The sequence below is a fragment of the Rufibacter ruber genome, assembly GCF_001647275.1.
Classification (GTDB): domain Bacteria; phylum Bacteroidota; class Bacteroidia; order Cytophagales; family Hymenobacteraceae; genus Nibribacter; species Nibribacter ruber_C.
Genome location: NZ_LRMM01000034.1, coordinates 19,593 through 34,234 on the forward strand (window position 1 = coordinate 19,593; position 14,642 = coordinate 34,234).

Here is a 14,642-nt window from a genome sequence, read left to right on the forward strand (position 1 = left end):
ATCCTGACCACTGCTCCTGCTTCTTTTATTTCTGTCAAGTGCGCCGAGATAAGAAGAATTTGGCTCCTGCTGCTCATGCTTGTAGCACAACTTTAAGAATCTCTCCTTATCTTGCCCTGAATTCGTCACAAGTATACTACAAAAAATAGATACGCTCAAAATTGTAGCAGGTTTATTTTTAAAAATATTTTTACATGTCGTGCATCGGGAAAAACATCAAGAAGATCAGGACGGTTAAGAATTTGAGCCAAGCCGCCTTTGCGCAACTCTTTGATCTGGCGCGTCCTAGCGTGGGGGCGTATGAAGAAGGAAGGTCTGAACCTAAGATTGATACCTTGATTCAGATTGCCAGGCATTTTGGGGTAAGCCTTGACCTGCTTATCACCAAAGAACTCACCGTCAATGACTTGTATGGGTTCGACATCTTCAAGCGGGACCTTCACCAGAACCAGCTGCTCATAAAAGTAGCAGACGCAGAAGAAGCCCCCGTTCTGCGGGCGGCGCTGGTGATGGCCAGTGAGCAGGACAATTACTTTGTACGGCGGCAGGAACGGGAGTTTTTAGACAATCTGCCCACTTTGCTGCTACCAGGGCAGCAGCAGGTGCTGCACCGCGCGTTTGAGCACACCGGCTCTGAGATGCAGTACCAGCAGCACGGCCTCAGGCACGGGGATCTCCTGTATTGCACCGCCCTGCCCGTTGACGCCCTTCAGCTCAAACCCAATGAGGTGTACGTGGTGGTAACCGCCAACAAACTCATCACCCGCCGCTTTCAGGGCCTCACTGATGAAGGCGCCCTCCTGCTCAAGGCCGACAACCCCGACTATGACCACCTCCTTCAGCCGCTGGAGGAAGTGACGGAATTCTGGCACGTAGACGGGTTCTACAGCACGTATCTCAAATCACCCTCTTCCCTGGAGGAGCGGCTTACCAAGTTAGAGAGCCTGGTGAAAAAACTGATGGGGGAGTAAGAAATCAGAAAGCAATTGACCACCCCCTTTGAACTCTGCCCTTCCCCAACAGGGAAGTACCTGCGAAGGTGGCAGGCGAAGGTTCCGTCTTAGGAAGGTGGGGCCTTCAGGAATACAGATGCACCAACTTCTACAGGGTAGCTTAGGGTAAGAAGTTTTCTGTTTTCGGCCTGTTTTCTGGAAAACAGGCGAAAAACAGAAAAAGCACCCCTTTATAGGAGTAGAGCATGCTTCTGAGCCCATGAATAAATGAAGAAGGTGCGCCCTGGTACTTCGGCGCAGTTTCTGCGCTTATAGAAAAACGTAAACAACCATTTCCTCTGCCCAATATGAGCTTCTTTTCCTCTTTTTCCGGTTCCTCCGCAATCAGGAGCGGCGTGTATTTCAGCCCCGGCGATGATTGCCTGAACGCTATTCTGCAGTTCATACGCTCCGCCAAACAGTCATTGCATATCTGTGTCTTCACCATCTCAGATGACCGCATTACCCGGGCCATTGTAGACGCCTACCAAAATGGTGTGGAAATTCTGCTGCTCACAGACAATGAGAAGCTGTTTGACAAAGGCTCAGACATTAGGGAACTGGCAAACCAAGGCTTAGAGATCAGGGTAGACAACACCTCTAACCACATGCACCATAAGTTTGCCATTGCTGATCACAGCCACGTGCTTACCGGCTCCTACAACTGGACAAGGAGCGCCGCCCTGTATAACCATGAGAATGTGCTGGTCACCGCAGACAGACATGTGGCCGCGGCATATAGTGAACAGTTTGAGCAGCTGTGGGCCGAGATGGTGCCGTTTGGGTAACCAACTCCTGTTGCGGTCTTTTCTGCTCGTCTGCCCCGTGCCTCCCCAGTGGGCACGGGGCAGGCAAACCGCTCCTATCCACTGGTTGCTCAGGTTACGTACATAGCGCTTTCTGTTTTGAGCCTGTTTTTCAGAAAACAGGCCCAAAACAGAAAGGTAGTAGGCTTTCACAGAGATGCCCCACCTTTTCCTGCCCAGGTTTTCCTACGCAGTGGCAGTAGGCCTTCCCAAATAATTGGCCAGGGTCAGGAAGTTATAGGAAACCGGCCCCGCTGCCTTACGCTCGTTTTTTGTTTTCCGGCTGGCTTGGCGTGGGCTACAGCTGCTGCAGTTTCATCCTGACCAGATACTCCCCAAACAACAGATTTCCGTAGGTGCTGCAATTGTCCAGAATTAACCCCTTCTGCCCGTCTTGGGTGCTTACGGCGTACAGAACCGTGACAGTATTGGTGCCGCCGCGTTGGCTGAAGCGGTGGCAGGCATGCATGACCAGCTCTTCAGGCAGGTAACTGTGCCCGGTTTCAGGGCAGTACCAGCCCTGGCCCCCGCATTGAAACGTGTGGCGGTACCGTTGCGCCCGCAAATAATCCAGGGCCTCCTCCAGGTCCTGGAAACCGCCCAGTTTTCTATCCATCACCTTCTCCATACCAGGTACATCTACCGTTAACGCCTCCTCAACAAGCCTGCACCATATGGTACGCCTCTTCAAAATCTGGCAGTACCGAAAAAAAAGAAGTCAGGTGCATGGCCTGCAGCAGCTTTTGGTGAAGAGGGCTCATGTTCAGCAAGGTGATCTTGACCTGGGGGCTTTTCAGGAGCAGCAACTGGTTTATAAAATGGCAGAAGCCATGGGTTTTGACACACTGTATGCTGGCGCAGTCAATCCAGAGGTGGCACTCCAGCGGGGCGGTGCGGGGTGGCTGCAGACGGCGGCTCAGGCGCACATCGGCCGCGTTTACATCTCCCTGCAACAGTACAATTAACTTATCTCCAATTTTTTCTGTGATGATCTTCTGCATATATCTTTTCTCTGACAACTAATAAGGACTTTGAAATAGAATCTATTTAGTCTTACACTTGCCGGTACGCCACCCCAGCAGAGCTTTTGGCTTTTGTGGTTTCCAGTTTTTCAAATATTTAGGGTGCAGGATCATCTCTTTTTCTTTCAGTGGGGGAACAAAGGCTACCATAGGGTTATAAAAGCATTTACCTTCATACGCTTTTGCCTATATAGAAAGTGCCGGAACAAACACGGCAAATGTCATAGGGGAAACACTGATTTTAAGCAGCTGCCCGGGTTTTTCAGGTGTTCAACCGGCCCTCACATCCATATAAAGGCAGACTATATGTCCTTGTTTTGGAATTTTTGGGAAGGCAAAAAAAAGAAAGCATCCGTAAAAACCCCCTCCCTTTCCCGTAGAAACCCGGTCAACAGCAGGCGCTCCCAGCCGTACACAGGAGCGCTCTCCTGCTGGCAGGGCAGCTAAACCGACCTAACCTTACAACTATGGAAAATAAATGGGTGATTGCCATTCACGGCGGCGCCGAAAACCAAAGCCCAGACGATCTCAGTGAATCCAGGCAGGCGGCCTATGAGCAGGGGCTGGAGAACGCGCTGATGGCGGGCTGGCACATTCTGAACGAAGGCGGAAGCGCGGTAGACGCGGTAGAGGCCGCCGTTAAAAGCATGGAAAACAACCCGCTCTTCAACGCGGGCAAAGGGGGCAGCCTCTCCAAAGACGAAAGCAACGAGTTTGACGCCTGCATCATGGACGGCAAGACCATGCAGGCCGGGGCAGTGGCCGGGGTAAAGCGCGTGAAGAACCCCATCAGCCTGGCAAAGACCATCATGCAACAGTCAAAGCACGTGCTGCTCTGCGGCAGCGGTGCTGAGGATTTTGCGCATGAGCAGGAACTGGAGTTCAAAGCAGATGCTTACTTTAAAACCCCAGAAAAAGAAAAAGCACTGAAAGAGGCCAAAAAGGAAGAAGCGACCTACGGCAAAGACACCGTGGGCGCCGTGGCGCTAGACCAACAGGGCAATTTAGCCGCCGCCACCTCTACCGGCGGGCTGGTGAACCAGTACCAGGGGCGCGTGGGCGACACTCCTATCATTGGGGCTGGCACGTACGCCAACAATGACGTCTGCGCCGTATCCTGCACCGGTGACGGCGAAGGCATTATGCGCGCCAATACCGCCCATGAGGTCTATGCCCTCATGAAGTACAGAGGGCTGTCTCTCAAAGAGGCCAGCCAGGAGGCCCTGCATCTCTACAAAGACCGCATTGAGGGAGACCGCAACTTCATTGCCCTGGACAGCCAAGGCAACGTGGAGTTCACCTTTGAAACCAGCCTCATGTTCAGGGCCTGCAAACGGGCCACTGAACCCGTTTATGTGGCTATCTGGCCAGATGAGCAGGTTATTTGGGAGAAGGAATAATTGTTCTGCTGAACCGCCCACCAGCAGGAGATAGCAAAACCCATGTGCCTCTAGGGCAGAAAGCTGTCTGGAGTGCTCTATTTCTCCCAGTAGCCGGCACGTCTTGATGTGCTTTACCGGTAAGGCAGCCTCTGTTTCTGGGCTGTTTTTCTAAAAACAGCCCAGAAACAGAGGCCCAGGCAGACGCTGGTGCCAGAGAAATTACCCAATAAAATCTAGAAGCAGGTTTACTGGGTAGAGGGGTCTTCTATGCTGCATCCTCAAGGCTAAACCTGCTTCAACGGCCAGGGAAGGGGCAGCTTTTTTTTACCGCCCTCCGCACCAAACCACAACCTCTTCCCCGTTAATGCCGAAGGAAAGGAAGGCGCAGAACGTTTACCAGATGATGAAGAAGTGGAACAACTATTACCGTATTGGCGTGACAGGGCTGGTACTTAACCTGTTACTGGTGCTGGTGCTGCCCTTTGTGGTAGACCCATATTTTGCGGCTATCTTTAACTCCTTCTTCCCAGTTTGGGTTATTCTACTGGTGGTAGGTTGGCGCAAAGAGCACCCGCGCAGGTAGAGCCTAAATAAAAGAGACGTCCTTTTTGAGCAGTTTCTGAGAAACCAGGTCAAAAACGGACGTCTCGCCCAAGGATCATTACCCGCAGAACAAGCTTTCTCAGGCCCTTCGCCTGGAAGGGTTGGCCTGAGAAAAGAAGTACAGGGAGAGATTTGACTTCTGCGCCTCTGCCATTCCGGCTTTGGTAATATAATAATATACGGGCCCGTTGATGCCTCTGCTGCTGGTAACGTACCCATGGTTCTCAAGCACTTTACAACATGCCAGTATCCGCTCCAGAGATAAATTTGCCATTTGGCAAATGCCTTCTGGTGATACCGGCAAATGCACGGGTGAACCGTCTCCCTTTACCAGCCCATAAATAACCCTCAGCACCTTTTCTTCTGCCCTCATTTTTATCCTCCTTTTTTATAACAACCTCATTTTTAACGACCATTACGGCATTTGGTTGTATTTACTTCCTTGTTTTCTCCGTATTTATTCAAGTAAACAGATACACCCTGAGCCGGCAAAGATTCACAGGCCCCAAAGAAGGGGTTTACTAGAGATGAATGTATTTTCACCCTTTCACCCAAGGCTGACAGGGCAGGCTCTATGTTAGGCAGGACGTATGCTTTCCTGAGGGAGGTTTGGTGCCGTCACTGGCCTGGCTGAGAAGCAGCTGCTAGTATATTCTTTATAGAAAGGAGTAGAAACGGAGAGAATGGAGCACAGCCTGGTCATTCCCGGTAGAGGCCCCGGCACTATCCGGGAATGCTCCTTTGAAAGCGTGGTTCACGTTTGTGTAGGCGAAAAACCCTGCGAGCATGGCGCTGGCAGACCGGCATTTGGGCCTTAAATAGAGATAGAAGGTCAGGGCAACCGCAAGGCGGGTTCCCTCCAGGGCCGATTACGGTACGTACCCTTTTTACATCCCCGCTAAAGCAGCCGGCATGTGGACGGCCGTCATCATCATTGTCTTGATCATTGTACTGGTCATGTGGCTGTTCAGAAAAATAAGACGTTAAGCGTTTCTGACCTGTTTTTCTGAAAACAGCCCCAAACCAGAGAAGGCCACCCGCACAGGTGGCCTTCTCTGGTTCTTGCCCACAAGCTTTTAACTGAATTAGTTGAAAGGCGATAAGCACGTTTTTGACCTGTTTTCAGAAAAACAGGCCAAAAAACAGCTGGTAAGAGACCAACGGCCTCCCCTTCGGCCCTTGGCCGAAGCAAAAGAAAAAAGGGGCACTAGGCCCCTTCACTCAATCATGCTCTGGTGCTTATCTCTTCCGCTCCGGCATAGTTCCCAACACCCAGTCCCACAACGGGGTAGAAACCCCGTACGCCCGCTCAGGGTCTTTGTAGTGGTGAATGCTGTGGTGGATCCAGAGGGTTTTCAAGAAGTTCTTAGGCGGCGCATAGGCATGAACCGCGTAGTGCACAAACAGGTACAAGGCGTAGCCAAACAGAAAGCCCGCCACTATGCCAAACACCATGCTCCCGAAGATCAGTTTGAACACAAAAAAGAAAAACGAGGCCAGAAACAGACTCACAATGGGCGGCATGGCCAGGCGGGTCTTGTCTTTGGGGAAATCATGGTGGTTGCCATGGAACGTGTACTGCACCTTGCGCTTGAACTCATTGGTGGGCGCCATGTGAAAGATAAACCGGTGTGCCATGTACTCCACCAGCGAGAACATGAGCCAACCCGCCAGAAACAGCCCCACCGCCGACAGCAGCCCTAAAAAGCCATAGTAAAAGCCGTACACCAACGCGGCGGTGGCAATCACCAGGAAGATGGAAATAGGCAAGGCAATGTGCGTATGCGTCATACGCTCCAGTACCGGATTTTTGAAAAGTGTCGCAGATCCTTTATGACTCGGTTTCATAGGTTTTAAATTAAAATGAAACAGCTTGCTCCATGTGACATGCAAAAATAACGAAAAATACGTGGCTACCGTCCAAGAACCTTAGATATTACCACTAAACTGTTGCCCCAATGCCTCGGCGGCCTCTGCCGCCGAAAGACGGTCTACGTCTAGCACAACAGACGCCTGGCTATAAAACACTTCCCGCTGGCGCAATGTTTGGGTAAGATAGTGCAAAAGTTCTGCCGGGGTTTTGTCTCTGAGCAGAGGCCGCACCTGCAGGTCTAAGGCCGTTAAACGGTTCACCAGCTCCTGCGGCGACACCCTCAGGTAGACCGCTGCCCCCTGCTGCCCCATCACCTGCATGTTCCCGTGAAAGCAGGGAGCCCCGCCTCCGGTTGCCAGCACCACTCCGCCAGAACGCGCAGAAACTGTTTGTAGGGCCCGCGCCTCCGCCTCCCTGAAATACTCCTGCCCCTTCTGCTCAAAGACCTGCGCCACCGTAAGCCCCTCCTGCTCCTCCACCAGCGTATCTAAATCTAAGAAAACGTATCCCAGCAGCCCAGCCAGCACTTTCCCCACCGTTGATTTCCCACACCCGGGCATGCCCACCAGAAAAACCTTTGTTGTCATGGAATAAATTGATTGAGACGTTAGTTACCCCGAAAGTGGAAGACTACAGACGCTGGAGGGGCGCAGCACCAGAACCTGGTGCGTTTTTGGCCTGTTTTCGTGAAAACAGGCCAAAACGCCTTTTACTGATTTAGCTGGCTTTTTCAGGCTGGCGCTTTTTATAAAAGCTCCTGCACCTCTTGCAGCGTGGGCACATCATTATGGTGCCACTTGCCTACCACCACCCCGTTTTTCCAGAGCAGCAGGCCTGGGTTTGACCGGATGATCGTCTTCAGCACCGTGGCATCTGCAAAGAAATAGGGGGCGGCCAGGTTCACCTCATGCCGGAAGACATCAAACTCCTGGCTGCTGCTGGAGGTAAGCACCACCGGCACCACTTTAGGGTTCTGGTTCTGCTCCAGGCTGGCCAGCAGGCGATTGATCTCGGCAAAGCTTTCGGCATCTGTCTTGCTTACGTTGTGCACCACCACCAGCAACCGGTTCCCCAGGAACATCTCCTTGGTAAAATCGCCTTGGTCGTTCCACACGTTGAAGTCGGTGATTTTGGGACCGTCTTCCGGATTCTGCGGCACCATCTGCTTGAACTTGTAGGTGGTGTCTGCGGGGTACTCATTGAACGTGAACTCCTGCCCGTTCTTCGCCATGATGTACTGGTACCGGAGCGGCGCAGAGGGTTTCATGAGCTGCGGAATATTCGCCCCTACCTTATAGGCCCTGAAATCAAAAAACGGTTCGTGCTGGTACGCGTACACCCCAATGACCACCGACAGCGCCACGGCCAACGCCACCCAGAGGCCTGCCGTTTTGGAGCCGTTTCTGGCAAATGAGGGCAAAAACGGCTGCGTTACCAGCAGGATCACAATCAGCACCAGCAGCACCACATCTTTGCTGAATGACTGCCACGGCGTGAGCTTGATAAAGTCACCGAAGCAGCCGCAGTCGGTTACTTTGTTGTAATACGCTGAGTAAAAGGTCAGGAACGTGAAGAACAGCGTGAGCCCAAACAGCAGCCACAGCACCAGTTTGGTACGCCACCGCACCAGCAGCGCCACGCCCAGCACTACCTCCAACGAACTCAGAAAAATAGAAAAGTATAGCGCAAACGGCTTCAGGGACAGAAATACATTAGAGAAGTCCTTGGAGAAAACTTCAAAATACTCTTCCAGCTTAATGGCGGTGCCCACCGGGTCGTTCAGCTTGATGAGGCCTGAGAAGATGAACAGCGCCCCCACCACTATCCAGGCAATCTTATTCAGCAGGCGCGGCAACATGGTCTGGGTAATTAAGTTTGATTAAACAAAAGACAGCGTAGTTGAGCATGTCCCGGTAATTGGCCTCTACCCCTTCAGACACCAGCGTCTTGCCGGCATTGTCTTCAATCTGCTTGGTTCGGTAGATCTTCATCAGAATCAGGTCGGTCATAGACTCTACCCGCATGCTGCGCCAGGCCTCGCCGTAGTCATGGTTCTTGTCTTCCTGCAGGGCCTGCGTCTTCCTGATCTCCTCCTGGTACAGTTCCCGCACCCGCTCCACCGGCAGCGCCTGCTCCTCTTCGCCCTGCGCAATGAGCTGTTCCTGGATCAGGGCAATCACGCAATAGTTCACAATGGCCACAAACTCAGAGGTGATGTCATCCTGAATTTTCTGCGTGCCTTTTTCCTGGATGGACCGTATACGCTGGGCTTTGATGAAAATCTGGTCAGTGATGCTGGGCAGCCTCAGGATGCGCCAGGCGGTGCCGTAGTCTTGGGTCTTCTGCAGAAACAGCCGCTGGCACGCCTCCATCACTCGCTGGTACTCTTGGGCGGTTTGGTGAATCAAGTTTTTCGTTTTACTTTTATAGAAAATGAGAATATAGGCCAATTGAACGCGAAAGATACACTTTTTTGCAAAAAACCACCCTCAACTGCGGTGGCCGGTTGGTCTTGCTGCAGCTGCCCGCGGTCATGGGCATCCTGAACCTCACCCCAGATTCGTTCTACGCCGGCAGCAGGCTTTCCTCTACAGAAGAGGCGTTGCAAAAGGCCGGGAAAATGCTGGCTGATGGGGCTACGTTCTTAGACGTTGGCGGTTATTCTACGCGCCCCAACGCCCCAGAGGTTACAGAACAGGAAGAGCTGGATCGCGTATTACCTATTATACAGGCGCTGGCGAAGGAGTTTCCGGAGGCGCTACTCTCTGTTGATACGTTCAGGGCGAAGGTGGCCGAGGCCGCGGTTCAGCACGGGGCACATCTCATCAATGATGTCTCTGGCGGAACGCTGGACGAAGCCATGTTTGAGACAGCGGGAAGGCTGGGCGTGCCGTACATTCTCATGCATATGCGGGGTACCCCCCAGACCATGACCTCTCTCACCGAGTACGGAAATGGACTGGTAGAAGAATTGGTTTCCTTCTTCGCGGAGCGGATAACGCAGCTACGGGGGGCGGGTGTGAAGGATATCCTTCTGGATCCGGGGTTTGGGTTCGCCAAAAATGTGGAACAAAATTATGAATTATTGCGGCGCCTGCGGGAGTTGCAACTGTTTGAGTTACCGCTGTTAATAGGCCTTTCCCGGAAATCAATGACCTACAAACCGCTACAGGTAGGCCCCGAGGAAGCGCTCACCGGCACAATTGTAGCCAATACCCTAGCGTTACTCAACGGAGCCGACATTTTGCGGGTGCATGACGTAAAGGAGGCGGTCCATACTATAGAAATTGTAAAAAAGACAGTAACAGCGTGACATATTTGTTTTCCATAGGGTTCTTAGAGGTAAACTGGCTAGACATCATTGATGTGCTGCTGGTGACGGTACTGCTGTACCAACTCTACAAGCTCCTGACGGGAAGTGTGGCGCTGAAAATCTTCTTCGGGCTGCTCTCTATCTACCTGCTCTACCTGATTGTACGGGCAGCAGGCATGGAGCTGCTCACGGTCATTTTGGGGCAGTTCATGGGCGTGGGGGTTTTGGCCGCCATCATTGTGTTCCAACCGGAGATACGGCGTTTTTTATTGATGATTGGCAAGACTACCGCCTTCAACAATGAGCGCCTGTTCAAAGGCTTCCCCTGGCGCCGCACTGAAAACCCGGATAAGCTGTCCATCACCCCATTCATAGAAGCCGCTAAATCGCTGGCGGGCAAGAATACCGGCGCCCTGATTGTCTTCGCCCGAAGCTCTGAGTTACGCTATTTTGCCGAGTCAGGTGACGCCATAGATGCCATTGTGAGCAAACGCCTGCTCATTTCCATCTTCAACAAGAACAGCCCTTTGCATGACGGCGCGGTCATCATTCAGGGCAACCGCATCAAAGCCGCCCGCTGTATTTTGCCCGTCACCGAAAGCAATGACGTGCCCGCCTCTATGGGTCTGCGTCACCGCGCCGCCATCGGTCTCACCGAAGTCACTGACAGCGTGGTGCTGGTGGTGTCTGAGGAAACCGGGCAGATTGCCCTGGTGCGCAACGGCGAAGTTTACCGAAACTTATCTGCGGCTGATCTGCGCTCTAAGCTCAACCACTTCCTGTTTGACATTGAACCGAAGGTAGTGGAGAAGGTAGCGGCGGCGTAGTTCTTTCCTTTTACCTAAGAAGTTTCCCATCCTGCGTTTTCAAGGGGTAAGCCCGCTGACCTATTGTTTGCTGTTTATGCCCTGCGGGAATGCAAGGTCTGCTGTTTTCATGGCTTTGGTGCTGTCAGATGCAGCCCTACTTGGTTCACACGCCTCCTTGGCTATGACGTTTTGTAGAATGGGAAGTCTGCTGTTTCCCTTAACTAAACACAGTTCGCTGTTCCCTTGGCTGAGGCTGCTGAGCTGGGTGACTGCCAATGGCTACAGTGGCAATGCGCAGTACGCTGTTCTCTGCTGTATTGCAAATGCATAGTCTGCTGATCCCTTGGCGGTGGCGGTTGGCGACTGAATGCCAATTCTGTTGTTCCCTTGGCTGGACCGCTTGACCCAGTGCCTCACTCACTGAGTTGTTTCATCTTTTCCGCTATGCGCTCACGGCCGCGGGGCCCCGTCCTGGCGGTGAGCACTGCTGTTAAAACTACGCCTTTGGCGTTGCCTTCGGCACCGTAGTAACAGAGGCGCTCACCCCCAGGACTGGTTCAGGTTCCTTCACTGATCAGCTTGTCTGGCTATGTCTGCCTCTGCAGGTAACCGTTTCTGATCAGCTAGCCTGAGGCGAGCCCGTGCTGCGCACATCAGTCGGGGGAATCGTTGATTGTTCATTGTTGCTTGCCTGTTGCGAATGGTTTCCCACATCAAGCGCTGGCGCGAGTCTCCAGACTCGTGCCTACTGATGACGGGCGGTCTCTGGCTGCCCCCGCGGTGCGGCTGCGAGACCATGCATTGCTGCTTCATTCCGGCTGAATTCCCTAAGATGAAAAGAAAGGACTCAGGACTCAAGACTCAGGACTCAGAACTCACTTCGTTACTCCCCCTTTGAAGGGGGCGAAGGGGGATGTTTACACAGGAGGGCACGCATGCCAGATGTTCGGTCACACGTCACCTGCCGGTCAACGAGTTCCATATCTACGGCCTATGCCCCACGCATTCCTGATACTCCCCTCCCGGGAGGGGTTGGGGTGGGACTCACGCGTGGCATGTTGTTTTCCCATCCGAAGCCCAATCACATGCTTGACTCAGAATTCAGAACTCAAGACTCAGAACTACCACCAGGCCTCGTAGCGCCCGGAGAACCTGCGGGCGTCTGCGCCAAAAGCCGTTTCTGGCCTGTTTTTTCAAAAACAGACCGAAAACGGAACGCCGTTACCCCAGGCACATGCCCCATCACCTGTAAGAAAACTCAAATTAATCTGTATCTTTTGGTCTCTAAACCCAAGATACATGCGCCTGCCCCTACTAACGTTCCTCGTTTGTTTCCTGCTGCACTTGACTACTTCGGCCCAGCAGACCAGGAAAGAGGACATAGACAAAAAGCTGACCCAAAAACTGGAGGCACTGGCCAATGGCTTCCAGGGGGATGTGGGTATCTATGTGCGGCACCTGAAGACGGGCAAAACGGTGGCCATCAACGCTGACACCCTCTTTCCCACGGCCAGCATGATCAAAATCCCCATTATGGTGGGCATGTTTGACAAAATGGAGCGTGGGGAGATAGATCCTAAAACCGTTCTGCGCTACCGTGACTCTCTTTACTATGCCGGGGAAGACATAGTGGGCAACTTCAAAGACAGTTCGCTGGTGGCGTTGAGCAAAGTTCAGATGTTGAGCATCACCACCTCAGACAATACGGGTAGTCTTTGGCTGCAACAGTTGGCGGGCGGCGGCGAGGCCATCAATGCCTGGCTGGAGAAGAACGGCTTCCAACATACCCGCATGAACTCCCGCACGCCCGGCAGGCGGCCTAATTGGGTCAATTACGGTTGGGGCCAGACCACTCCGCGCGAAATGGCTACCTTGGTGACCATGATACGGGACGGAAAAGTGGTGAGTCCGGCGGCCAGCGAGCGCATGTACCGCAACCTGGGCCGCATTTACTATGACCGTGAGGCACTCTCCCAGATTCCGCCGTACGTGCATACGGCTTCTAAATCAGGCGCGGTGAACCAGTCTAAATCAGAGGTGGTACTGGTCAACGCCCCGCACGGCGACTACGTGTTCTGCATCATCACCAAAAACCAGCAAGACGAACGCTGGCAAGATGACAATGCGGGCTATGTACTGATCAGAAAGGTCTCCAACACCATCTGGAACCACTTTGAGCCAAAATATTACTGGGAACCGGCGGCGGGGGTGGAGAAATATTAAATAAATCTTACTCCCGCTTTACAGAAATAAATAAACGTAAAAATTTCTGTTTTGGGGCTGTTTTCTGAAAAACAGCCCCAAAACAGAAAATGCATAAAAGCCCACCTTCCGCACAGGGTGCTTCCGGTGGACTTTCCCTTTATGAAAACAGAATACATCAATTCACCGCCACTGCCATCTCTTGTAACCGGAACTTTGCCAGTTGGTGTTGTCTGTCTAAACTCAGGGTCTTCTCATACCATTGCCTGGCGGTCAGCTGATCCCCTTTAGCCAAATACGCCTCGGCCAGTTGGGCGGCGGTGGCGGCATCTGTCGGGAAGCGACTGCTTAGGGCCTGCAGCAGGTGTATGGCGTCGGTTTGACGGTGGAGCTTCACCAGCTTACTTGCGTGGCGGGTGAGAATACCGGGGCCGGTAAAAGGCACTTCTGCGCTGACATACAGCTCCTCCAGATGGTCAAGCGCATACGCCCACCCCTTCTCCTGTACCGTCTGCATGAACAAATGGGTCAGCAAAGGTTTAGGGGCATGCCAAGTACCTGTAGTCACAAAGGTGGCCAGGTTGTGTGTGACCTGTTTGGCCATGGCTTCCTGATTGCCCAGCCCAATGATGATGTAGCCCTCTTTGGGCAGTATCCTGAAATCAGCGCCCCAGCCGTGCCCCCCGCCAGAATGCCCCACCATTGTACTGCCGTTTTTCAAAGTAGCCACTTCGGCACCGTAGCCGTACCCCGCAGATTTCCCCTCATAGTGATGATACACGCCAAACATGAGCGCCTTGCTTTTCTTTGACAGCAGTTTGTTGCTGTTGAGTGCCAAGCTGTACTTGAATAGATCTAGAACCGTGGTATACACGCCACCGTCTGAGAACGCCGGAGACTGCCAACTGGCGGCAGAATACACGTCTTTAGGGGTCATTGCAAAGTAGGGGACCGCAGAGGCGCTCACCGCTTGGGCAACCTGCTCCCCCACAGTACTGTACCCCATGCCTAAGCGCCTGAACAGGGTTTGCTTCACATAGCTGGCGTAGGAGATACCCGTCACCTTCTCTAAGACCCTGCCCAGCACAAGGTACCCGCTGTTAGAGTATGAGAAGTTCTGCCCAGGGTCAGAAAACACCAGGGGCTGGCTTGCTACCAGTTTCATTACCGCTGCCAGGGTAGTCAAGGTGGGCCTCAGCTGGGCATACGCTGGATGGTCCATGTAATTGCCCAGGCCCGAGGTGTGCGACAGCAGGTGGTGAATGGTAATGCGGTCTGCGTTGGGAATGCCGGAGGCGGGAAGATAGCGGGAAATGGGCGCATGCAGCTCCAACTGGCGCTTCTCTACAAGCTGCAGTACCAGCAGCGCCGTAAAATGCTTGCCCATGCCGGCTACGTTAAAGCGGGTGTTCAGCAGGTTTTTCTGGTTTTTCTCCACATCGGCGTAGCCGAAAGCCTTTTGGAAGATAGGTTTGCCGTCTTTGGCCACAAAGAAGACGCCAGACAGCAGGTTCTGCCGGTTGTACTCTTCCAGCAGAGCTTCAATTTGGGCAGTGGTAGGGGCAGCGGTGGTTTGCGCTGAAACCGCAGACAATGACATCCAGGCCAGCAACAACAGGTTACATAACTTTTTCATAGCA

General features: G+C 52.9%; 14 protein-coding genes. 7 read left to right on the top strand and 7 right to left on the bottom strand.

Features of this window, described 5'->3' with window-relative positions; genetic code table 11:
• Positions 1-194: 194 nt before the first annotated feature.
• Both A8O25_RS13540 and A8O25_RS13545 read left to right on the top strand, forming a co-directional pair.
• Positions 195-971: a LexA family transcriptional regulator gene (locus A8O25_RS13540; protein ID WP_066835755.1), complete on the top strand. Its 777-nt coding sequence runs from the start codon at positions 195-197 to the stop codon at positions 969-971.
• Between the two features lie 329 nt (positions 972-1,300).
• Positions 1,301-1,780 carry a phospholipase D-like domain-containing protein gene (locus A8O25_RS13545; RefSeq protein WP_066835757.1) on the top strand — a complete coding sequence of 160 codons (480 nt, stop codon included), beginning with the start codon at positions 1,301-1,303 and terminating at the stop codon, positions 1,778-1,780.
• Between the two features lie 316 nt (positions 1,781-2,096).
• On the opposite strand, the gene A8O25_RS13550 is transcribed toward A8O25_RS13545, so the two are convergent.
• Complete coding sequence (locus A8O25_RS13550; RefSeq protein WP_066835759.1) at positions 2,097-2,426, bottom strand: hypothetical protein; 330 nt, start codon at positions 2,424-2,426, stop codon at positions 2,097-2,099.
• A gap of 28 nt (positions 2,427-2,454) precedes the next feature.
• A complete protein-coding gene (locus tag A8O25_RS13555) occupies positions 2,455-2,799 on the bottom strand; it encodes a hypothetical protein (RefSeq protein WP_066835761.1) in 345 nt (114 codons plus the stop codon).
• Between the two features lie 488 nt (positions 2,800-3,287).
• On the opposite strand from A8O25_RS13555, the gene A8O25_RS13560 reads away from it, so the two are divergent.
• Complete coding sequence (locus A8O25_RS13560) at positions 3,288-4,220, top strand: isoaspartyl peptidase/L-asparaginase family protein (RefSeq protein ID WP_066835763.1); 933 nt, start codon at positions 3,288-3,290, stop codon at positions 4,218-4,220.
• A gap of 346 nt (positions 4,221-4,566) precedes the next feature.
• The gene (locus A8O25_RS13565; protein WP_066835764.1) at positions 4,567-4,785 is read left to right on the top strand and encodes a hypothetical protein; all 219 of its coding nucleotides are present in this window, start codon (positions 4,567-4,569) and stop codon (positions 4,783-4,785) included.
• Between the two features lie 1,259 nt (positions 4,786-6,044).
• Here A8O25_RS13565 and A8O25_RS13575 read toward each other — a convergent pair.
• The 4 genes from A8O25_RS13575 to A8O25_RS13590 all read right to left on the bottom strand — a co-directional run bounded on the left by A8O25_RS13575 (position 6,045) and on the right by A8O25_RS13590 (position 9,050).
• Positions 6,045-6,653, bottom strand: coding sequence for a sterol desaturase family protein (locus tag A8O25_RS13575; protein WP_066835768.1), 609 nt, complete (start codon positions 6,651-6,653; stop codon positions 6,045-6,047).
• An 81-nt stretch (positions 6,654-6,734) separates the two neighbouring features.
• Positions 6,735-7,265 carry a shikimate kinase gene (locus tag A8O25_RS13580; protein ID WP_066835770.1) on the bottom strand — a complete coding sequence of 177 codons (531 nt, stop codon included), beginning with the start codon at positions 7,263-7,265 and terminating at the stop codon, positions 6,735-6,737.
• Between the two features lie 158 nt (positions 7,266-7,423).
• Positions 7,424-8,536, bottom strand: coding sequence for a BT_3928 family protein (locus A8O25_RS13585; protein WP_066835772.1), 1,113 nt, complete (start codon positions 8,534-8,536; stop codon positions 7,424-7,426).
• The gene (locus A8O25_RS13590) at positions 8,514-9,050 is read right to left on the bottom strand and encodes a DUF1599 domain-containing protein (RefSeq protein ID WP_420911790.1); all 537 of its coding nucleotides are present in this window, start codon (positions 9,048-9,050) and stop codon (positions 8,514-8,516) included. The genes A8O25_RS13585 and A8O25_RS13590 overlap by 23 nt, the downstream gene beginning before the upstream one ends.
• A gap of 101 nt (positions 9,051-9,151) precedes the next feature.
• Here A8O25_RS13590 and folP point away from each other — a divergent pair, with 101 nt between their 5' ends.
• The 3 genes from folP to A8O25_RS13605 all read left to right on the top strand — a co-directional run bounded on the left by folP (position 9,152) and on the right by A8O25_RS13605 (position 13,023).
• Positions 9,152-9,991: a dihydropteroate synthase gene (gene folP, locus A8O25_RS13595; protein WP_241499027.1), complete on the top strand. Its 840-nt coding sequence runs from the start codon at positions 9,152-9,154 to the stop codon at positions 9,989-9,991.
• A complete protein-coding gene (cdaA, locus tag A8O25_RS13600; protein ID WP_066835776.1) occupies positions 9,988-10,818 on the top strand; it encodes a diadenylate cyclase CdaA in 831 nt (276 codons plus the stop codon). Before folP ends, cdaA begins: the two co-directional genes overlap by 4 nt.
• 1,281 nt (positions 10,819-12,099) lie before the next feature.
• The gene (locus A8O25_RS13605) at positions 12,100-13,023 is read left to right on the top strand and encodes a serine hydrolase (protein WP_066835778.1); all 924 of its coding nucleotides are present in this window, start codon (positions 12,100-12,102) and stop codon (positions 13,021-13,023) included.
• 157 nt (positions 13,024-13,180) lie between these two features.
• Here A8O25_RS13605 and A8O25_RS13610 read toward each other — a convergent pair whose 3' ends face one another.
• Complete coding sequence (locus A8O25_RS13610) at positions 13,181-14,638, bottom strand: serine hydrolase domain-containing protein (RefSeq protein ID WP_161947749.1); 1,458 nt, start codon at positions 14,636-14,638, stop codon at positions 13,181-13,183.
• Positions 14,639-14,642 lie beyond the last annotated feature (4 nt).